The 19,617-nt window shown below is 68.2% G+C and carries 19 protein-coding genes and 1 tRNA gene; 8 read left to right on the forward strand and 12 right to left on the reverse strand.

The genetic code is table 11. The features are described 5' to 3' along the window. Positions 1-87 precede the first annotated feature (87 nt). Both F3S47_RS05040 and F3S47_RS05045 read left to right on the forward strand, forming a co-directional pair. On the forward strand, positions 88-1,470 hold the full coding sequence (locus tag F3S47_RS05040; protein WP_150444092.1) for a bifunctional enoyl-CoA hydratase/phosphate acetyltransferase: 1,383 nt from the start codon (positions 88-90) through the stop codon (positions 1,468-1,470). A gap of 1 nt (position 1,471) precedes the next feature. After that, the gene (locus F3S47_RS05045; protein ID WP_150444093.1) at positions 1,472-2,608 is read left to right on the forward strand and encodes an acetate/propionate family kinase; all 1,137 of its coding nucleotides are present in this window, start codon (positions 1,472-1,474) and stop codon (positions 2,606-2,608) included. 235 nt (positions 2,609-2,843) lie between these two features. Here F3S47_RS05045 and F3S47_RS05050 read toward each other — a convergent pair whose 3' ends face one another. The 7 genes from F3S47_RS05050 to chvE all read right to left on the reverse strand — a co-directional run bounded on the left by F3S47_RS05050 (position 2,844) and on the right by chvE (position 11,896). Continuing rightward, positions 2,844-4,370 carry an aldehyde dehydrogenase (NADP(+)) gene (locus tag F3S47_RS05050; RefSeq protein WP_150444094.1) on the reverse strand — a complete coding sequence of 509 codons (1,527 nt, stop codon included), beginning with the start codon at positions 4,368-4,370 and terminating at the stop codon, positions 2,844-2,846. Between the two features lie 13 nt (positions 4,371-4,383). Continuing rightward, on the reverse strand, positions 4,384-5,298 hold the full coding sequence (locus F3S47_RS05055; RefSeq protein WP_150444095.1) for a dihydrodipicolinate synthase family protein: 915 nt from the start codon (positions 5,296-5,298) through the stop codon (positions 4,384-4,386). A gap of 7 nt (positions 5,299-5,305) precedes the next feature. Further along, positions 5,306-6,247 (reverse strand): Gfo/Idh/MocA family protein, encoded by a 942-nt coding sequence (locus F3S47_RS05060; protein WP_191090073.1) that lies wholly within the window; start codon positions 6,245-6,247, stop codon positions 5,306-5,308. Continuing rightward, positions 6,247-7,986 carry an L-arabinonate dehydratase gene (gene araD, locus F3S47_RS05065; RefSeq protein ID WP_150444096.1) on the reverse strand — a complete coding sequence of 580 codons (1,740 nt, stop codon included), beginning with the start codon at positions 7,984-7,986 and terminating at the stop codon, positions 6,247-6,249. Before araD ends, F3S47_RS05060 begins: the two co-directional genes overlap by 1 nt. A 38-nt stretch (positions 7,987-8,024) precedes the next feature. Beyond that, positions 8,025-9,233: a multiple monosaccharide ABC transporter permease gene (gene mmsB / locus F3S47_RS05070; RefSeq protein WP_150444097.1), complete on the reverse strand. Its 1,209-nt coding sequence runs from the start codon at positions 9,231-9,233 to the stop codon at positions 8,025-8,027. 10 nt (positions 9,234-9,243) lie between these two features. Further along, positions 9,244-10,764 carry a multiple monosaccharide ABC transporter ATP-binding protein gene (mmsA, locus tag F3S47_RS05075; RefSeq protein ID WP_150444231.1) on the reverse strand — a complete coding sequence of 507 codons (1,521 nt, stop codon included), beginning with the start codon at positions 10,762-10,764 and terminating at the stop codon, positions 9,244-9,246. 61 nt (positions 10,765-10,825) lie between these two features. Next, entirely contained in the window at positions 10,826-11,896 is a 1,071-nt protein-coding gene (gene chvE, locus F3S47_RS05080) for a multiple monosaccharide ABC transporter substrate-binding protein (RefSeq protein WP_150444098.1), read from the reverse strand. A gap of 205 nt (positions 11,897-12,101) precedes the next feature. Between chvE and F3S47_RS05085 the strand changes: the two genes are divergently transcribed. The 3 genes from F3S47_RS05085 to F3S47_RS05095 are packed head-to-tail and all read left to right on the forward strand — an operon-like array spanning position 12,102 to position 14,196. Further along, positions 12,102-12,932, forward strand: coding sequence for a BKACE family enzyme (locus F3S47_RS05085; protein WP_150444099.1), 831 nt, complete (start codon positions 12,102-12,104; stop codon positions 12,930-12,932). A 32-nt stretch (positions 12,933-12,964) separates the two neighbouring features. Further along, positions 12,965-13,432: a low molecular weight protein-tyrosine-phosphatase gene (locus tag F3S47_RS05090; RefSeq protein ID WP_150444100.1), complete on the forward strand. Its 468-nt coding sequence runs from the start codon at positions 12,965-12,967 to the stop codon at positions 13,430-13,432. Continuing rightward, the gene (locus F3S47_RS05095) at positions 13,429-14,196 is read left to right on the forward strand and encodes a fructosamine kinase family protein (RefSeq protein WP_223877719.1); all 768 of its coding nucleotides are present in this window, start codon (positions 13,429-13,431) and stop codon (positions 14,194-14,196) included. Before F3S47_RS05090 ends, F3S47_RS05095 begins: the two co-directional genes overlap by 4 nt. 26 nt (positions 14,197-14,222) lie before the next feature. Here F3S47_RS05095 and F3S47_RS05100 read toward each other — a convergent pair whose 3' ends face one another. The 5 genes from F3S47_RS05100 to F3S47_RS05120 all read right to left on the reverse strand — a co-directional run bounded on the left by F3S47_RS05100 (position 14,223) and on the right by F3S47_RS05120 (position 18,577). Beyond that, positions 14,223-14,705 carry a DUF411 domain-containing protein gene (locus F3S47_RS05100; protein WP_150444102.1) on the reverse strand — a complete coding sequence of 161 codons (483 nt, stop codon included), beginning with the start codon at positions 14,703-14,705 and terminating at the stop codon, positions 14,223-14,225. Positions 14,706-14,868: 163 nt separating this feature from the next. Continuing rightward, positions 14,869-14,945 (reverse strand) — tRNA-Arg (locus tag F3S47_RS05105). 62 nt (positions 14,946-15,007) lie between these two features. Next, a complete protein-coding gene (locus F3S47_RS05110) occupies positions 15,008-16,408 on the reverse strand; it encodes a sensor histidine kinase (RefSeq protein WP_150444103.1) in 1,401 nt (466 codons plus the stop codon). Positions 16,409-16,421: 13 nt separating this feature from the next. After that, positions 16,422-17,840 (reverse strand): dihydrolipoyl dehydrogenase family protein, encoded by a 1,419-nt coding sequence (locus F3S47_RS05115; protein WP_150444104.1) that lies wholly within the window; start codon positions 17,838-17,840, stop codon positions 16,422-16,424. 2 nt (positions 17,841-17,842) lie between these two features. Beyond that, positions 17,843-18,577 carry a TVP38/TMEM64 family protein gene (locus F3S47_RS05120; RefSeq protein WP_150444105.1) on the reverse strand — a complete coding sequence of 245 codons (735 nt, stop codon included), beginning with the start codon at positions 18,575-18,577 and terminating at the stop codon, positions 17,843-17,845. Positions 18,578-18,850: 273 nt separating this feature from the next. On the opposite strand from F3S47_RS05120, the gene rpmH reads away from it, so the two are divergent. From rpmH to yidD, 3 genes are read left to right on the forward strand one after another with little or no spacing between them, the layout of a single operon-like run. Continuing rightward, on the forward strand, positions 18,851-18,985 hold the full coding sequence (gene rpmH, locus F3S47_RS05125) for a 50S ribosomal protein L34 (protein WP_150444106.1): 135 nt from the start codon (positions 18,851-18,853) through the stop codon (positions 18,983-18,985). Between the two features lie 3 nt (positions 18,986-18,988). After that, complete coding sequence (gene rnpA, locus F3S47_RS05130) at positions 18,989-19,399, forward strand: ribonuclease P protein component (protein WP_150444107.1); 411 nt, start codon at positions 18,989-18,991, stop codon at positions 19,397-19,399. Next, positions 19,396-19,617, forward strand: a complete 222-nt coding sequence (gene yidD / locus F3S47_RS05135; protein WP_150444108.1) for a membrane protein insertion efficiency factor YidD — start codon at positions 19,396-19,398, stop codon at positions 19,615-19,617. The genes rnpA and yidD overlap by 4 nt, the downstream gene beginning before the upstream one ends.

Here is a 19,617-nt window from a genome sequence, read left to right on the forward strand (position 1 = left end):
GGGCGGCGCGATTTACAGGCGTCTCCGGGTTGCGCTCGGGGAGGGCCGGCGCGAAGACTTCGGCACGAGGCCTGCCCGGGAGATCCGATGCGTTACGCCAATACGCCCTATGACCGTCTCGAGGTCGGAATGGAGGCCGAGACCACCCGCCTCTGCGTGGCCGACGACCTCTACGTCTTCGCCCACGCCAGCGGAAACCTGAACCCGCTGCACCTGCCCGAAGCCGACGGTGACGGAGACGGCGTGCCCGAGGCCGTGGCCCCCTCAGCCTGGATCGCCGCGCTGATTTCCGGCGTCCTGGGCAACCGCCTGCCGGGACCGGGCACCCTCTACAAGTCGCAGTCTCTCACCTTCCTCGGCCGGGCCCGGCCGGGCGAGGAGGTAACTGCACGCGTCCGCCTGACCGAGCTCGGCCCCGACCGCGAGGCCCGCTTCGAAGTGGAGGTCAGCGGCGCCGAGGGCCCGCTCGCCCGCGGCGAGGCGGTGGTCATCGCGCCGCTTCGACCGGTCAGCTACGATGCCGCCGACATCCCCGGCCTCACAGTGCAGCGGCACGTGCATTTCGACGCGATCCTGGCCCGCGCGGAACCTCTCGACCCGATCCCCACCGCCGTTGTCGCACCCGAAAGCCCAGATGCCCTGGCCGGAGCGCTGCTCGGCCGCGACCACACGCTGATCACTCCCATCCTCGTCGGCAGCGCCGCGCGCATCGCCACCGCGGCCACGGAGGCGGGAGTCGACATCTCCGGCCTCGAGATCGTCGAGGAGCCCGACCACCTGCGCGCCGCCGCCCGTGCCGTGGCGCTGGTCCACGAGGGGCGCGCCCGCGCGGTGATGAAGGGCCACCTGCACACCGAGGACCTCCTGCGCGCGGTGGTCCGCCGCGACGGCGGCCTTCGGACCGCGCGGCGGCTGTCGCATGTCTTCGTGATGGACGTCCCCGGGCTCGATCACCCGCTCCTGGTGACCGACGCCGCGATCAACATCGCCCCCGATCTCGCCACCAAGGTCGACATCGTTCAGAACGCCATCGACCTCGCGTTGGCGCTCGGCATCGAGGAGCCCAAGGCGGGCATCCTCTCGGCCGTCGAGACGGTGAACCCCTCCATCCCCTCGACGCTCGACGCCGCCGCCCTCTCCAAGATGGCCGAGCGCGGGCAGATCACCGGCGGACTGGTCGACGGTCCACTCGCGATGGACAACGCCGTGGACCTGCAGGCGGCCGCCACCAAGGGCATCAAGTCCCTCGTCGCCGGCCGGGCGAACATCCTCGTCGCCCCGAACCTCGAAAGCGGCAACATGATCGCCAAGCAGCTCACCTATCTCGCCCATGCCGAGGCGGGCGGGCTGGTGATCGGGGCCCAGGTCCCGGTGATCCTCTCGTCGCGGGCAGACGACGACAAGGCGCGCCTCGCCTCCTGCGCCGTCGCCGCGCTCTTCGCGGCGCACGCGCCGGTGCCGGGACACTGACATGGCCATCCTGACCCTCAATGCCGGATCGTCCTCGCTCAAGGTCTCGCTCTGGGAGGAGGGGCGCCGCCGCCTCGCGGCGCAGGTCGAGCGCCTCGGCTCGGACGCGCGGCTGAGCGTCGAGTACGGCGACGACAGCATGAGCCGCGACATCGGCCAGGCGGACCAGGCCCAGGCGCTCGACGCGGTCCTGTCTGAGCTTCCCGACACGCGGATCGAGGCGGTCGGCCACCGGATCGTCCATGGCGGCCCGGACCGCACCGAACCCGAGAGACTGACCGAGGAGGTCCTGCGCGACCTCGCCCGCCTCTCTCCCTTCGCCCCCCTCCACCAGCCGCACAACCTCGCGGGGCTCCGTGCCGCCCGCGCGGCCTTTCCCGAGGCACTCCAGGTCGGCTGCTACGACACTGCCTTCCACCGGGGCCACCCCTGGGTCAACGACACCTTCGCCCTGCCCCGCCGCTTCTACGACGAGGGCGTGCGGCGCTACGGTTTCCACGGTCTGAGTTACGACTTCGTGACCACCCTGCTCGCGCGCGACTACCCCGACCTCCACGCGGGCCGGGTCATCGTCGCACACCTCGGAAACGGAGCCTCGACCTGCGCAATCCGGGAGGGGCGCAGCATCGGCTCCTCGATGGGTTTCTCCGCCCTCGACGGTCTGCCCATGGGTACGCGCTGCGGCCAGATCGACCCAGGAGTGCTGCTCTACCTGATGGACCAGAAAGCGATGCAGCCGGCCGAGATCTCCCGGCTGCTCTACAAGGAGAGCGGGCTGAAGGGCCTCTCCGGCCTCAGCTCCGACATGCGCAGCCTGCTCGCCTCCGACGCGCCCGAGGCCGCCGAGGCCGTTTCCTACTTTACCTTCCGCCTGGCGCGCGAGATCGGCGCCATGGCCGCGGTCCTGGGCGGGATCGACGGGCTGGTCTTCACCGGGGGCATCGGAGAGAACGCAGCCCCCGTGCGGGCGCAGGCCCTGGAAACGCTGGCTTTTCTCGGTCTCGAGCTGGACCCCGGCGCGAACGCCGCCAACGCCCGCGAGATACACGCCGGACCCGTCCCGATCCTGCGCATCGAGACCGACGAGGAATCGGTGATCGCCCGGGCCTGTGCCAGGATCCTCACCTCTTCTGGGTAGAAATATCCCGGGGGGCCGGCGGAGCCGGCGGGGGCAGAGCCCCCTGCCCCCGTTCGAACCCTCGCACGGTGGATTTAGAGAGCGAGCCGCGAGGGTTCGAGGCCACCGGGACCGAATGCAACTAACGGCCGGGAAGCGCCCCCTCTCCCGGTCGCCTCCCCGCGCGCCGCCCACGGGGCGGCGGGCGGGGCGCCTTCCTCCGCGCGCCGGCGCGGAGGAACAGCGCCGAGCGCCGTCAGGCGAGATCGACGGGCAGCAGCGCGTCGGGAAGGTTCTGGTAGCACACCGGCCTCAGGAACCGCCGGATCGACAGCGTCCCGACCGAGGTCGCGCCGAAGTTCGTGGTCGCTGGATATGGCCCGCCGTGGACCATGGCGTCGGCGACCTCGACACCGGTCGGGAACCCGTTGACGAGGATCCGCCCCGCCTTGCGCTCCAGCACCGGCATCAGGCGCCGGCCGGTCTCGGTATCGCCCTCGTCCATCTGCAGCGTCGCGGTCAGCTGACCCTCGAAGCCGCGGGCGAGCGTCTCCATCTGCTCCGGGCCGTCGACGCGCACCACGAGCCCGAAGGGCCCGAAGACCTCCTCGCCCAGGGCGTGGTCCTGCAGGTAGGCGTCCGCGTCGGTCTCGTAGAGGTTCGGACTCGCGGTCCGGCCCTCGCTCTCGGTCCCGAGCACTTCGCGGACGGCGTTACGGGTACCGAAACGCTCCTTGCCCGAGCGGTAGGCCTCCGCGATGCCGTCGGTCAGCATGGTCTGTGCCGAGACTTCGCCCAGGGCCTCCTTCGCAGCCGCGACGAAGGCGTCACCCGCCTCGCCGCGCTCGACGACCGCGATGCCCGGATTGGTGCAGAACTGGCCCACGCCCATGGTCAGCGAGCCCGCCCAGCCCTTGCCGATCTCGCCGCCCCGGGCCTTCGCGGCCTCGGGCAGGACGAACATCGGGTTGACCGAGCCCATCTCGCCGAAGAACGGGATCGGCTCGTCGCGCTGCATGCAGAGGTCGAAGAGAGCCTTGCCGCCCTTGAACGAGCCGGTGAATCCCACGGCCTTGATCAGCGGATGGGTCACCAGCCGTTGGCCGGTCTCAAGCGTCCCGCCCTGAACCAGCGAGAAGACGCCGCGGGGCATCCCGCAGCTCTCGATCGCGGCGAGGATGGCCTCGGCGACGATCTCGCCGGTCCCGGGATGCGCGCCGTGTCCCTTGACCACGACGGGGCAGCCGGCGGCGAGCGCGGCTGCGGTGTCGCCACCAGCGGTCGAGAAGGCGAGCGGGAAGTTCGACGCGCCGAAGACGGCGACCGGGCCGATCGGCCGCTGCACCAGCTTCAGGTCCGGGCGTGGAAGGGGCTCGCGGTCGGGCAGCGCGGCATCGTGGCGGCGGTCGAGATAACCGCCATCTCGGATGTGGCTGGCGAAGAGCCGGAGCTGGCCGGTGGTCCGACCCCGCTCGCCCTGCAGCCGCGCCGCGGGCAGGCCGGTCTCGGCCGTGCCGATCTCGGTGATCCGGTCGCCGCGTGCCTCGATCTCGTCGGCGATGGCCTCGAGAAAGGCCGCGCGGTCCTCTCGGCTGGTCCAGCCGTAGGTCCAGAAAGCCTCCTCGGCGGCCTCGCAGGCCGCGTCAACATGCTTGGGCTCGCCGACCGAGTACTCATGCGGCGTGCCGCTTGCGGGTTCGCTGCTGAACGTCTCTCCGCCGGCGACCCAGTCGCCCGCGATCAGGTGCTTGCCGTGCGGGGTGAATCCCGTCGCTCCGTCCATGATCGTCTCCTTCTCACTTGCCCCAGGTCAGGGCGAGGATGTCGAGGTCCCGCGCGAGGCTCATGAGCCGCGCGCGCGTCCGGTCCGAGAGAGGGGCCAACGGGTGACGGACATGGTCCGAACCGATGATCCCGCCCTCCTTGTAGACCGCCTTGCAGGCGCGCAGCCCGCACTGGCGGTTCTCGTGATTGATGAGCGGCAGGCAGGCCTGCCAGTGGCCGAGAGCCGAGTCCGTATTGCCGGCCAGGTACTCCGCAACGATAGGCCGGATCCTGTCCGGGAACATGCCCGAGGTCATCGTGCCGGTGCAGCCCGCGTCAAGATCGGCCAGAAGGGTCACCGCCTCCTCGCCGTCGAAAGGTCCGACGATGTGCTCGCCGCCCGCCTCGATCAGCGCCGCGAGCTTGTCGGCGGCGAAGGGGCACTCGATCTTGAAGTAGGAGACGTTCTCGATCTCCTTCGCCATCCGCACCAGGAGCGGCACCGAAAGGTCGACGCCCGAGAGAGGCGCGTCCTGCACCATGATCGGGATCGAGATCGCGTCGGAAACCGCGCGGAAGTGCTCCATGATGCCCTCCGGCCCGGCCCTGAGACCGGTGCCGTGATAGGGCGGCATCATCATCAGCATCGAGGCGCCCATCGCCTCGGCCGACTTCGCCCGCTCGACGGCGATGTCGGTGGAGAAATGCGAGGTGGTCACGATCACCGGCACGCGGCCCGCGACCTGCTCGAGCGCGGTCTTCTGGGTCTCCTCCCGCTCCGCGTCGGTCAGCAGGAACTGCTCGGAATAGTTGGCCAGGATGCAGATCGCGTCGACGCCCGCGTCGATCAGGAAGTCGCAGGTGCGGCGCATGCCCTCGGGATCGAGCGAGCCGTCGTCGTGAAAGGGCGTGGGCGCCACGGGCAGAATGCCGGTCAGTCGGTCCATCGGGTCCTCAGAATTGGAAAGGGTCGGTCGTCAGCCGCCGGCCCAGGGTGAAGGCATCGGCCACATGGACCATGGGCGACAGGTCCACATCGCTCTCGCCGCGCGAGACCAGGTCGTGAAGGCGCGCGTAGAGGCCGGGGTACTCGCCGCCGAGGGCGTCGGCCTCGGGCGTCTCGAGCCGGTTGCCGTCGACATGCAGTTTCGCGCCACCCTCGGACAGCACCGCCTCGCCGGCGTCGGTCGAAATGCGGATGTCCCAGGCGGGATCGCCCTCCTTGCGCCAGTCGAAGTCGGCGGAGACCTCGGCGCCGCCGGGATCGGCAAAGGACAACCGGGCGGCGATGGGTGTGTCGCGGTTCTCGGGGAAGGTCAGCGTCGCGTTGGAGAGATGCAGCGCGCGTGGGTAGATCGCGGTCAGAATGGACAGCGCGTTGATGCCCGGGTCGAAGACGCCGAGACCGCCCGCCTCCCAGATCCACTCCTGCCCGGGATGCCAGTAGCGGACGTCCTCGTGCCAGGTCACCTCGAGGCTGCGGATCGTCTTGTCGGCGAGCCAGTCACGGGCCGCGGAGACCGCGGCCGCGTGGCGCGAGTGCCAGGTGGCGAAGAGGGTCACGCCGCTCTTTCGCGCGAGGTCGATCAGGTCATGCACTTCGGACAGGGTGGCGCCCGGCGGCTTCTCCAGCATGACGTGCCGCCCGGCTTCCAGCGCAAGCCGCGCGTCGGCGTAGCGGTACTGCGGCGGCGTGCAGAGCGAGATGACCCCGATGTCCGGCCGGGCCTCCAGCAGAGAGGCCAGGTCGGTATGCGCCTCGACGCCTTCGACCGAAGCATTGCGGCTGGCCGTTGCGGCGAGGGTCAGGCCCTCGTGCCCGGCAATGGCGGGGATGTGCTGGTCGCGGGCGATCTTGCCGACGCCGACGAGCGCGATTTTCATCGGTTCCGACATCAGTGCGAATCCTTCGGCACGGGCGCACCCCGGCACCCGCGCAGGAAGTCGAAGTCGGCGCCGGTATCGGCGCCCATGACATGCTCGTGAAAGAGCCGGGCGTAGCCGCCGACGGGCGTTTCGATCGGGTTGCGCCAGGCGGCGAGACGGCTCGCGATCTCCTCGTCGCTCAAGTCGAGGTGCAGCGTGCGGTTCGGGACGTCGACCTCGATCATGTCGCCGTTCTGCACGATTGCGAGCGGCCCGCCGGCCGCCGCCTCGGGCGAGGTGTGGAGGATCACGGTGCCGTAGGCCGTACCCGACATCCTCGCGTCGGAGATGCGGACCATGTCGGTGATCCCCTTGCGCAGCACCTTCGGCGGCAGACCCATGTTGCCGACCTCGGACATGCCCGGGTAGCCCTTGGGCCCGCAGTTCTTCAGCACCATCACGCAGGTCTCGTCGATGTCGAGATCCTCGTCGTCGATCTTGGCCTTGTAGTCGTCGATGTCCTCGAAGACGACTGCGCGCCCCCGGTGGACCATAAGCTCCGGCGTCGCGGCGGAGGGCTTCAGCACCGCACCGTCCGGCGCGAGGTTGCCGCGCAGCACGGCGACGCCGCCGCTCTTCGTCAGCGCCTTCTCGACCGGCAGGATCACGTCCTCGTTGTGGTTCCGGACGTCCTTCACCTGCGCCGCGGCCGTCTCGCCAGAGACGGTCAGGCAGTCGTTGAGCAGGCCGGCCTCGGCCAGTCGCTTGAGCACGACGGGCAGTCCGCCTGCGTAGAAGAACTCTTCCATGAGGTACTTGCCGGAGGGCATGAGGTTCACGATCGTCGGCACGTCCCGGCCCAGCCGGTCCCAGTCGTCGAGCGTCAGGTCGACACCCACCCGCCCGGCAAGCGCGAGAAGGTGGATCACCGCGTTGGTCGAGCCGCCGATCGCGGCGTTGGTGCGGATGGCGTTCTCGAAGGCCTCCCGGGTCATGATGTCCGAGGGCTTCAGGTCGTCCTTCACCATCTGGACGATCCGCATCCCGGTCATGTGCGCCATCATCCGGCGCCGCGAGTCCACCGCGGGAATGGCGGCGTTGCCCGAGAGGGCCATGCCAAGGGCCTCGGCCATGCTGGCCATCGTCGAGGCGGTGCCCATGGTGTTGCAGGAGCCGGCCGAGCGGGACATGGAATTCTCCGCCTCGGCGAATTCGTCCATGGTCATTTCCCCGGCCTTGATGGCCTCGGAGAACTTCCAGAGATGCGTGCCCGAACCGACCCGCTCGTTCTGGAAGTAGCCGTTCAGCATCGGCCCGCCGGTCACGACGATGGACGGCAGATCGGTCGAGGCGGCGGCCATCAGCAGCGAGGGCGTGGTCTTGTCGCAGCCCACCAGCAGCACCGCGCCGTCGATCGGCTGACCGCGCATCTGCTCCTCCACCGCCATGGCGGCGAGGTTGCGGAACATCATCGCGGTGGGGCGAAAAGCGCTTTCCGAGGCAGAAAAGGCGGGGACCTCCACCGGGAACCCGCCCGCCTCGTAGATGCCGTACTTCACCTTTTCGGCGAGGTCGCGCAGGTGCGCGTTGCAGGGCGTGAGCTCCGACCAGGTGTTCATGATCGCGATGACCGGTCGCCCGTCGAACAGGTGGTGCGGCAGCCCTTGGTTCTTCATCCAGCCGCGGTGGTAGATATGGTCGCGGGTATTGCCCCCGAACCACTCCTGCGACCGCAGCTTCCGAGGCCATTGGGCGGGTTTGAACGCCATGACACCAGTCCTTTTTGTCGTTCGGCAGAGGTCGGCTGTCAGGCCTGCTTCTGCTTGTTGTAGACGTCGAAGATGACAGCGGCGAGCAGCACGAGGCCCTTGATGACCTGCTGGTAGTCGATGCCGATCCCCATGATCGACATGCCGTTGTTCATCACGCCCATGATGAAGGCGCCGACGACGGCCCCGATGATCTTGCCCACACCGCCCGACATCGACGCGCCGCCGATGAAGACCGCCGCGATCACGTCCAGCTCAAGCGCGAAACCGGCCTTCGGCGTCGCGGTGTTCAGGCGCGCGGCGTAGATCAGGCCGGCCAGGGCGGCGAGGAAGCCCATGTTGACGAAGGTCAGGAACGTCAGCCGCTCCGTCGCGATGCCGGAGAGCTTCGCCGCCTTCGCGTTGCCGCCCAGCGCGTAGATCCGCCGTCCGATCGTCGTGCGTTCGGTGATGAAGGCGTAGATTAGTGTGAGAATGCCCATGGTGATGAGCACGTTCGGCAGGCCGCGGAAGGTCGCGAGCTTGTAGAGCACGAAGAAGAGCGCCCCGGCGATGATCGCGTTGCGGACGTAGAACAGGCCGACGGGCTCGTCCTCGATGCCGTACTTGCGGTTCTGCGCGCGCGTGCGCAGGCCGAAGTAGAAGATCAGGATGACGGCGATCACGCCCACCGCCAGAGCCGTCCCGTTGGGCCGGCCGATGCCGAAGATGTCGGGCACAAAGCCGGTCGAGAGCAGTTGGAACTCACGCGCGAAGGGCCCGACCGACTGGCCTTCGAGCAGCCAGAGCGACGCCCCGCGGAACACCAGCATGCCCGCCAGTGTCACGATGAACGAGGGGATCTTCCAGTAGGCCACCCAGTAGCCCTGCGCCGCCCCGATGAGCACGCCACAGAAAAGGCAGGCGAGGCTCGCCACGGGGACCGACCATCCCCAGTTGACCATCATCACCGCTGCGAGCGCCCCGATGAAGCCCATGACCGAGCCCACCGAAAGGTCGATGTTGCCGCCCACGATGACGATGAGCATGCCCAGCGCCATGATGATGATGTAGCTGTTCTGCAGGAACAGGTTGGTGATGTTGATGGGCCGCAGCAGCGTGCCGCCCGTCACGATCTGGAAGAACACCATGATCGCGATCAGGGCGAAGAGCAGCCCGTACTCTCGCATGTGGCTCGCCAGGTAGGAGCCGATGCTCTTCTGCGGCTGCGCCGCCGCCGTGTCCTGGCCCGTCAGGGTATCCGTCATCGTCCCCTCCCTAATCCGTCACGATGAGCGACATGATGCGCTCTTGGCTGGCCTCGTCGGCACTGAGCTCGCCGACGAACTCGCCCTCGTTCATGACGTATATCCTGTCACACATGCCCAGTAGTTCGGGCATTTCCGAAGAGATCATCACGACGCCTTTCCCCTGCTTGGAGAGGTCGTTGATGATCCCGTAGATCTCGAATTTCGCGCCGACGTCGATGCCGCGGGTGGGCTCGTCGAGGATCAGCACCTCCGGGCTCGCGAAGAGCCACTTGGAGAGCACCACCTTCTGCTGGTTGCCGCCCGAGAGGTTCATGACCTTCTGGAAGACGGTCGGCGTGCGGATGTTCATCGCGCGCTTGTAGCGCTCCGCCACGTTGGTCTCCTCGCCCGAGGAGAGAATGCCCGTGCGCGAGACGGCCGGCAGGTTTGCCAGCGTGATGTTCTGGCGGATCGTGTCCTCAAGCACGAGGCCGAGCTCCTTGCGGTCCTCGGTCACGTAGGCCAGTCCCGCGTCGATGGCGCGGGCGACCTTGGAGGTGTCCGCCGGCTGGCCGCGCACGAAGACCTCGCCCGAGATGTTCTGACCCCAGCTGCGGCCGAAGATCGACATGGCGAGCTCGGTCCGGCCCGAGCCCATGAGCCCCGCGATGCCCACGACTTCGCCCGCGCGGACGTTGAAGCTCACGTCGTGGATGACCTGCCGCTCCGCGTGCTCGGGGTGGAAGACGTTCCAGTTCTTCACCTCGAAGATGGTCTCGCCCGCCCGCCGCTCGCGGTCGGGATAGCGGGCCGACATGTCGCGGCCGACCATGTCGCGGACGATCCGGTCCTCGGTGATGCCGCCCGTCCGGGCGTCCAGCGTGGAGACCGAAGAGCCGTCGCGGATCACGGTGATCGTGTCGGCGATCCGGCGGATCTCGTTGAGCTTGTGACTGATGATGATCGAGGTGACGCCCTGCGCCTTGAGCTCCAGGATCAGGTCGAGCAGCGCCTGGCTGTCGCTTTCCGACAGGGCCGCGGTGGGCTCGTCGAGGATCAGCAGCCGCACTTCCTTGGAGAGCGCCTTGGCGATTTCCACGAGCTGCTGCTTGCCGACACCCAGCCGTTCGACCTTTGTCGCCGGGCTCTCCTTGAGGCCGACCTTGCGCAGCAGTTCCTCGGTGCGCCGGAAGGTCTCCTGCCACTGGATGACGCCGCCGGTGGCGCGCTCGTTGCCCAGGAAGAGGTTCTCGGCGATCGACAGGAGCGGCACCAGCGCCAGTTCCTGGTGGATGATGATGATGCCGCGCTTCTCGCTGTCGGAGATGCCGTTCAGTGCGAGCGCCTCGCCGTCGTAGAGGATCTCGCCCTCGTAGGTGCCGTGCGGGTAGACGCCGGATAGCACCTTCATGAGCGTCGACTTGCCCGCCCCGTTCTCGCCGACGAGGGCATGGATCTCGCCCTCCTCGACCTTGAGGCTCACCTCGTCGAGCGCCCGGACCCCCGGAAAGGTCTTGGTGATCGACTGCATCTCGAGAAGCGTCGGCATGGCGTCGGGCCTCATGGGCCGCGCGCCCCGAACCCGGGCGCGCGGCGGTCTTGGTTGGTGATTACTGCTCGATCTGGTCGCGGGTGTAGTACTCGGACCCGAGCAGTACGTCCTCCCAGTTGTCCGCGTCGACCGGAACCGGCTCGAGCAGGTAGGAGGGCACGACCTTCACGCCGTTGTCGTAGGTCGAGGTGTCGTTGATCTCGGGCTCGCCGCCCTGCAGGAGCGCGTCAACCATGCCCACGGTCACGCGGGCCAGTTCCCGGGTGTCCTTGAAGATGGTCGAGTACTGCTCGCCCGCGAGGATCGACTTGACCGAGGGAATCTCGGCGTCCTGGCCAGTCACGATCGGCATCGGCTGGTCGCCCGAGCCGTAGCCCACGCCCTTGAGCGAGGAGAGGATGCCGATGGAGAGGCCGTCGTAGGGCGACAGAACGCCGTGCACCTGGGCGTCGGTGTAGTGGGCCGACAGCAGGTTATCCATGCGGGCCTGCGCCACCGCGCCGTCCCAGCGCAGGGTGCCGACGGTATCCATGCCCATCTGGCCGGAGACGACGTTGATCGAGCCGTCGTCGATCAGCGGCTGCAGGACTGACATCGCGCCGTCGTAGAAGAAGTAGGCGTTGTTGTCGTCCGGCGACCCGCCGAAGAGCTCGACGTTCCAGGTCTCGGCATCGGGGAAGCGCTCCTCGAGGCCCTCGACCAGGCTGTTGGCCTGCTGCACGCCCACCTGGAAGTTGTCGAAGGTGGCGTAGTAGTCGACGTCGCCGGAATCGCGGATCAGGCGGTCGTAGGCCACCACCGGAATGTCGAGCGCGGCGGCGTTGGCCAGCGCGTTGGACAGCGTGGTGCCGTCGATCGCGGCGATCACGAGGGCATCGACGCCCTTGGTGATCATGTTCTCGATCTGGGCGAGCTGGTTCGGGATGTCGTCCTCGGCGTACTGCAGGTCCGTGTCGTAGCCGGCTTCCTCGAACTGCGCGACCATGCTCTCGCCGTCGGAGATCCAGCGCGACGAGGATTTCGTCGGCATGGCGATCCCGATGGTACCGTTCTCCTGCGCCGCGATGGGCGCCCCTGTCAGCGCGACGGCGAGCGCGAGGGCCGAAAGGCCCAGATGACGTCTGTTCATGATGTCCTCCCTGAGTCTGCCCATCGCGCTCGTGGCGATCGGCCGGGCCGAAACGTCGGGCCCGGTGCGCACTCTAGTGAAGGCCGCGCATAACCTACAATTCCAATCTCGGCTTTCCGACATAACATTTATGACATAGGTGATCTCGGCTTGCCTTCCCCCTTTCCCCCGGTATGGTCCGCGCCGGTACGGCGAAGGAGGTCCCATGTCCGATCCCTGCATCATCTGCGTGGCGATCACCGGTTCGCTGCCGAAGAAGGAAAACAATCCAGCCGTCCCGATCACTGTCACGGAACAGGTCGAGAGCGCGCAGGAGGCCTTCGAGGCCGGGGCAACCATCTGCCACGCCCACGTGCGCAACGACGACGAGACCCCTTCGTCCGACCCCGAAAAGTTCGCCCGCCTCAAGGAGGGCCTGGAGACGCACTGCCCCGGCATGATCGTCCAGTTCTCCACCGGCGGCCGCTCCGGCGCCGGCAAGGTCCGCGGCGGCATGCTTCCGCTGCGGCCGGACATGGCCTCGCTCTCGGTAGGCTCCAACAATTTCCCGACGCGCGTCTACGAGAACCCGCCGGACCTGGTGGACTGGCTCGCCGAGGAAATGAAGAATTACGAGATCACGCCCGAGGTTGAGGCCTTCGACCTCTCCCACATCCTCCAGGCGCTGAAGATGCAGGAGGAGGGCAAGCTCTACGGCCGCCTCTACGTCCAGTTCGTCATGGGCGTGAAGAACGCCATGCCCGCCGACCGGGAGGTCTTCGACTTCTACGTGAAGCTCCTCGAGTCGCGCGCGCCCGGCACGCCCTGGTGCGCCGCCGGCATCGGCCCCGCCCAGCTGACGCTTAATGAATGGTCCATCGCCGCAGGCGGCCATGCCCGCACGGGCCTAGAGGACAACGTCCGGTTCGACCGCGAGACCCTGGCGCCTTCCAACGCCGCCCTTGTGCGGCGGGCGGTCGAGATCTGCGAGCGCCACGAGCGGCCCGTCGCCACGCCGGCGCAGGCCCGCGAAATCCTCGGGCTTCGCCCGGCCTAGCCTCCCGCCGCGAAACCTGCTTGGGTCGGGCCATGAGCCCGCCCCGCGTCCTCTTCGTGTGTCTCGGCAACATCTGCCGCTCGCCTCTGGCCGAGGCCGCCTTCCGCGAGGCCGCCGCACGCGCGGGTCTCGAAGCCGAGACCGACTCTGCCGGAACAGGCGACTGGCACATCGGTGAGCCGCCCGACCGCCGCGCGCAGGCCGTGGCGGCAGCGCAGGGTCTCGACATCTCCGGCTACAGCGGGCGACAGGTCTCGCCCCAAGACTTCGAGCGCTTCGACCTCGTCGTAGCGATGGACACCCAGAACCTCGCCGATCTCCGGGCCATCGCGCCCCCCGAACGCCGCGACCGGCTGACCCTGCTCCTCGACCACGTCGAGGGCCGCGAGGGCGCCTCGGTTGCCGATCCCTATTTCGGCGGGCTGGAGGGCTTCGACGCCACATGGGCCGACGTCACCGCCGGTGCGGCGGCGCTCGTCGCAAAGCTACAGCGCCCGTGAGGGTGCTCGGCGAAGAGGTCGCGGCTTCGGATCGTCTGCATGGCGGCGATCTTTCCGAAGTCCGCCGTCTGACCCTCGACTCCGGTCGCAGCGTCATCGCCAAGACGGCCGGTGAGGCCGAAGCCGAAATGCTCCGCGCCCTGCGGGATGCCGGTGCGCCGGCTCCCGAGGTCCTCGGCGTCGAGGGCGATCTGTTGATTCTGGAAGACCTGGGGCAAGACGAGGGACCCGCCTCTGCCTGGTCCGATCTGGGAGCTGTCCTGGCCCGGCTTCACTCCACGCGGGCCGATATCAAAGGATGGCACCGGGACCACGCTTTCGGTCCCGTCGCGATCCTGAATTCCTCTTGCCCGACCTGGCCCGCCTTCTGGGCCGAGCGGCGCCTCCTCCCACAAGTCGCCCACCTGCCTCCGGAACTTGCCCGGCGGCTGGAGGCCCTCTGCGGGACGCTCGCCGAGCGCCTGCCTGACAGGCCGCCTGTTCTGCTTCACGGTGATCTCTGGACCGGCAACGTCATGGCTCGGTCCGGGCACGTCACCGGCCTCATCGACCCGGCGTGCTACCATGGCGACCCCGAGGTCGACCTCGCGATGCTTGACCTCTTCGGACGGCCGTCGGTGAAGTTCTGGTCCGCCTACGGTACGCCAGAAGGCTATGCAGGCCGGAGGCCGATCTATCAGCTCTGGCCCGCCATGGTACATTACCGGCTTTTCGGCCCCGGCTATCTCGGGCTGGTCGATAGCCTGCTCGACGAGACGGGATGAGACCGGTCGCGTACCGGCCCAGTCCTTCAGGCTGCGCCGTCGTAGCGCGTGAAGACCTCGGAACGCCCGTCCCGCAGGATCAGCATCACGTCGAAGGCCTCGCGCTCTTCCTCCGGTCCCATCCCCGGCGAGCCGTAGGGCATCCCCGGCACCGCAAGACCCACCGCGTCGGGACGCTCCTCCAGCAACCGCCGGATGTCCGCCACGGGGACGTGACCCTCGATCACGTAGCCGTCGATCATCCCGGTATGGCAGGAGAAGAGGTCGACAGGCACGCCGCTGTCGATCTTGTAGCGCGTCAGCATCGTCCCCCGCGCCTCTTCGACGGTGACCCCGAACCCTTCGCGCTCGAGGATCGCGACCCAGGCCGTGCAGCAGCCGCAGGTCGGGTCCTTCAGGACATGCATGGCGGGCACCGCCGCGCTTCCGCGTCCGGGCAGCCACATGCCAGCCCCGAGGGCCGCGCCCCCGGCCAGAACAGCGCGCCGGGTGAGTGTCGACTGGCTCATGATCTCGCTCCTCTCCACCGAACTCGCGGCCCTCGAAGGCCGCGATCCGAGCGATACGGTCCGCAACCCCTCTGAACAACCACCGCGCTATCACATCTCGTTCGGTGAGAGCGAAACAAGCCGCCGCATAGCGGGCAGATCGGTATTTTTTGACTAGGGAAAGTGGCGCGCTGGGGAGGATTCGAACCCCCGACCCCCTGATTCGTAGTCAGGTACTCTATCCAACTGAGCTACCAGCGCCCGGAGTGGGGGCGATGTAACCGGGCGGTGGGGGCTTTGCAAGGGGCCGCGAGGCGGATTCTTCACTCCGCCGCGTCGGGCAGCGCGGCTCCGTCCTTGGGGATGCGGATCGCGAACTCGGTCCCGGAGGAATCGCTGCGGCGAAGCTCCAGCGCGCCGCCGTGGCCGCGGACGAGGTCGGCCGAAATCGCGAGACCCAGCCCCGAGCCGCCCTTGGACGCGCGGCCGCTGAAGGGTTGGAACAGGTGTTCCCTGGCCTTCTCCGGCAGGCCCGGCCCCGTATCGGACACGTAGATCCACCAAGCCTCGTCGTCTTCGGCCGCCCGCAGGCAAATCTCGCCGGGCTCGCCGCTCGCGATGATGGCCTGGCGCGCGTTCCGAACGAGATTGGCGATCACCCGGAAGAGCTGTTCGCCGTCCGCGCGAAGCGACATCGAAGCGGGAACATCCTCGGAGAAGCTGATGTCGTGGTCGCCCGAGGCGAGCCGCTCGGCCTCGACCACGTCCGAGACGATGGCCGCCAACTGCACCCGGTTCAGCGTCGGCGGCGGCTCCTCCGCGCGGCCGAAGGCCAGCGTCGTCTCGCAGAGGTTGATGGCCCGGGTCAGCGAGTTCACCAGCTTGGGCGCCATCCGCTTCACCAGCGGATCGTCCGAGGCTTCCAGCCGGTCGGTGAAGAGTTGCGCCGAGGTCAGGATGTTGCGCAGGTCGTGACTGATCTTCGAAACCGCTCCGCCGAGTTGCGCCAGCCGGTCCTTCTGCCGAAGGGCGGCCGTCAGCTCCGTCTGCATCGAGGCCAGCGCGTCTTCGGCCTCGCGCAGCTCGCGGATCCCGGCACCGGGGACGATGATCCGCCGGCTGTCCTCGGGCGCCTCGGCGTAGCTCTGCATGGCGGCGATCACGCTCTTGATCGGCTTCACCAGGATCTGGCGGACCGCGAAGAAGAGCAGCGCCGCGGTGAAGACGGAGATCACCGCCGAGAGCACGAGAATCCGCAGACCGTAGTCGATCATCGCTTCGCGCAGCGGTGCCGTGCGTAGGGTGACCTCGATCAGCAGCCCCCCGTCCTGCACCGGGTTGCCCATCACCCGGACGATCCGATCTTCCGGATCCACGAGCCGGGCGATGGCGTCGCGGATCAGCGTCCAGGCCTCCGCGTCCCGCATGTCGAAGGTCTCGGCGACAGGCTCCGGGATGGGCGAGGAGAGCACGAGCTGACGCACCTCATCCCGTCGCAGCACCACGTTGAGCACCCCGGCGTTCTCCAGGAGCTCCTGCTCGAGCTCCTCGTCGATCATCTCGTCGGCCAACAGTGCGAGCGAGGCGATCTGCGCCCGCTCGAGGCGCAGCAGCAGGTAGTCCTCCCGGAACCGGGCGACCGAGGGCACGAAGATCAGGACCTCCGCCAGCATGACGAAGACCGTCGTGAGAACCAGGAACCGCCCGGACAGTGAGTTCAGCATACCGCTCCGCAGGTCACGGCAGCCAGCGCTGCACCAGCCCGACTGCCCGTTTCACCGTGTCGCTCTCGAAGAGCTTTGGGCTAAAGTAGGCCGACGCGGCCTTTTTGTTAATCTCGCTGAGTGTCGGATACGGCAGAACGGTGTTGGAAATGGCGGTCATCCGCAGACCGTTGGCGATGGCCATGGCCCAGTATCCGATCAGTTCGCCTGCCTGCGCCCCGACCATCGAGGCGCCCACGGGCTTGCCCCGCACGACCATGACCTTGAGCATCCCATCAGTCTTGCGCTCCGAGACGGCGCGGTCGTTCTCGCCGTACTCGGCGCGGACCACGGTGACGGCGGCCTTGCCGTATCGCTTATTCGCCTGTTCCTCGGTCAGGCCGACCTGCGCGAGCTCGGGATCGGTGTAGGTCGTCCAGGGGATGTGAGCGGTCTTCGCCTTGGCCGGCAAGCCCAGTACGGCGGAGCGGACGACGATCCCGGCGTGATAGCCGGCGAGGTGGGTGAACTGCAGCCCCCCCGCCACGTCGCCGACGGCATAGACCTTCTTGTTGGAGACGGACTTGAGGTCGGCGCCGACCCTGATCCCCGAGCGGTCGTATTTCACGCCAGCCGCCTCCAGCCCGAGGTCGTCGACCTTCACCTTGCGACCCACGGCCACGAGGAGGTGCGACCCGGTGTAGGAGCCGCCCTCGGTCTCGACCGTCACGCCACCCTCGGAGGTCACGCGCCTGGCCTCCTGGCCCTCGACGATCTCCACGCCCTCGGCCCGCAACCGGTCGAGCACGATGGCCGAAAGTTCCGGGTCGTCCTTGCCCAGCGCTTTCTGGCCTTCGATCACGGTCACCTTGGAGCCGAGCCGGGCATGGGCCTGCGCCATCTCCATGCCGATGTTGCCGCCGCCGATGACGATCAGGTGCTCGGGCCGCTCCCGCAGCTCGAAGATCGTCTCGTTGGTGTGCACCGTCACGCTGTCGAGCCCTTCGATGGGCGGGACGAAGGGACCGGAACCGGTGGCGACGACGAAGCGACGGGCCGCGATGACGGTATCGCCCGCCTGGACCTCGGTCTTGGAGATGAACCGGGCGTAGTCGCGGATGACTTGCACGCCGAGCCCTTCGAACCGCTCCTGGCTGTCGACCGGCGCGATGGTCTCGATCACGTCACGCACATGATCCTTGGCCGCGGCGTAATCGACCTGCGGCTCGGCCTTGGCGACCCCGTAGGCCTGCCCGTGGCCCAGCGCATGGGCCTGCTTGCCGCTGGCGATGAGCGCCTTGGACGGCACGCAGCCGTAGTTCAGGCAGTCGCCGCCCATCTTGTGGCTCTCGATCAGAACCGTGCGCGCGCCCATCTGCGCCGCGCCCGCCGCCACAGAAAGTCCACCGGAGCCGGCGCCAATCACACAGATATCCGTCTCGATCCGCTGCATTGTTACAGTCCTTTCTTTCCGCGAACGGCCTTCAGCACGATCGGCAGGGCCGCCAGTGCGCAGAGACCGAGAATCGGCAACAGGATTTGCGGCTGGAAGATGATTCCCAGATCGGGGGTCTCGCCGCGTTCGAAGACCTCGCCCAGCCCCGCGCCGACCGAGGTATAGACCACGGCTCCGGGGATGATCCCGAGGAAGGTGGTCACGGCGAAGCGCCAGAGCGGCACCGCCACGAAGGCGGGTACGAGGTTCGCCACGAAGAAGGGCACCGCTGGCACCAGCCTGATGAGAAAGAGCATCGACCACTGGTTCTCGTCGATGCCGGCCTTGATCCGGCGAACCAGCCCCTCCGAGGCATCCATCCGTCCGGCCAGCCTGTCGCCGGCGCCCATGCGCGCGGCGAGGAAGATGCCCACGGCCCCGATCGTCGCTGCCGTGACATTGTAGAGCGCGCCGGGAAAGACCCCGAAGAGGAACCCGCCTGTCAGCGTGGCCAGCGTCGCGCCGGGCAACGAGAAGGCCACGATCACGACGTAGGCCGCGATGAAGGCGGCGACCGTCCCGAGGTAGTTGGCATCGCGGAAGGCCAGGAGCCGCTCGCGGTTCTCGGAGAGCGTCTCGAAGCTCAGGTAGTCCCTAAGGAAGAAGGCACCCAGCGCCGCAGCAAGGAGAATCGCCAGGAGCGGAAGGCGGCGGAGCAGCCTGGATCGCTTGTCGCCTTCGGCATCGCTGGTCATCATCGCCTCTTTCCCGTCTCTGCGTCAGTCTGACGCTGACATGGACCGTTCGCGCGCCGACACCTAGCCTTGTCACGGGGCCTTGATGGCAGGGCCTCCGATGTTACAGGGCGGGTCGCCGCGCCCTCTCCGGGAATGCCTTCGCGCAAACCTGGTTTCATGGCGCGCTGGCGTTGACAGGATTGCTGACGCTCGCTAAGGGCAGGGCTTCGAATTGACGCGGCCTTCGACCCGCCAGACCGGGTCGGCCGCAGGAGTAGATGGAGAGACGCGATGAAGCGCACGTTCCAGCCGTCCAACCGCGTTCGCAAGAACCGTCACGGCTTCCGCGCCCGTATGGCCACCAAGGGCGGCCGCAAGGTTCTGAACGCCCGCCGCGCCCGCGGCCGCAAGAAGCTCAGCGCCTGAACCATGACGGGTGGGGAGATCGCCTCCCCGCCGGACGAGACGCGCCAGACCGCCGGGGCACAGCCCGCGGCGGTTTTTGCTCGTCTGGACCGGCTGAGGGCGCGGGCGGACTTCCTCCGCGCCGCGCGCGGGCGCGTGGCTCATGCACCGGGTTTCGTCCTTCAGGCGCGTGAGCGCGAGGAGGACGACGGGCCGGTTCGCGTCGGCTTCACCTGCTCCAAGAAGGTCGGCAACGCCGTGGCCCGCAACCGCGCCAAGCGCCGCCTGCGCGAGATCGCCCGGCTCGAGCTTCCGGCCAACGGGCGACCGGGATGGGATTACGTGCTCATCGGCCGCCGCGACCGCACCGCGGAGGCGGACTTCGCCGAGATGCGCCGCGACCTCGTCGAGGCCCTGGCCAAGGTGCACCCGTGACCCTCGCCGCGCATTTGCTCGCCCTGCCCGTCCGGGCCTACCGGTTGCTCTTCTCGCCCTGGGTCGGCCACGGCTGCCGCTACACGCCGACCTGCTCAGCCTACGCCCTCGAGGCGCTCGACCGGCACGGTGCGATCCGCGGCGGCTGGCTCACGCTCCGCCGCCTCGGCCGCTGCCACCCCTGGGGCGGCTCCGGGATCGACAACGTTCCCGACTGA

Source organism: Histidinibacterium aquaticum (genome assembly GCF_008710275.1).
Taxonomy (GTDB): Bacteria; Pseudomonadota; Alphaproteobacteria; order Rhodobacterales; family Rhodobacteraceae; genus Oceanicola; species Oceanicola aquaticus.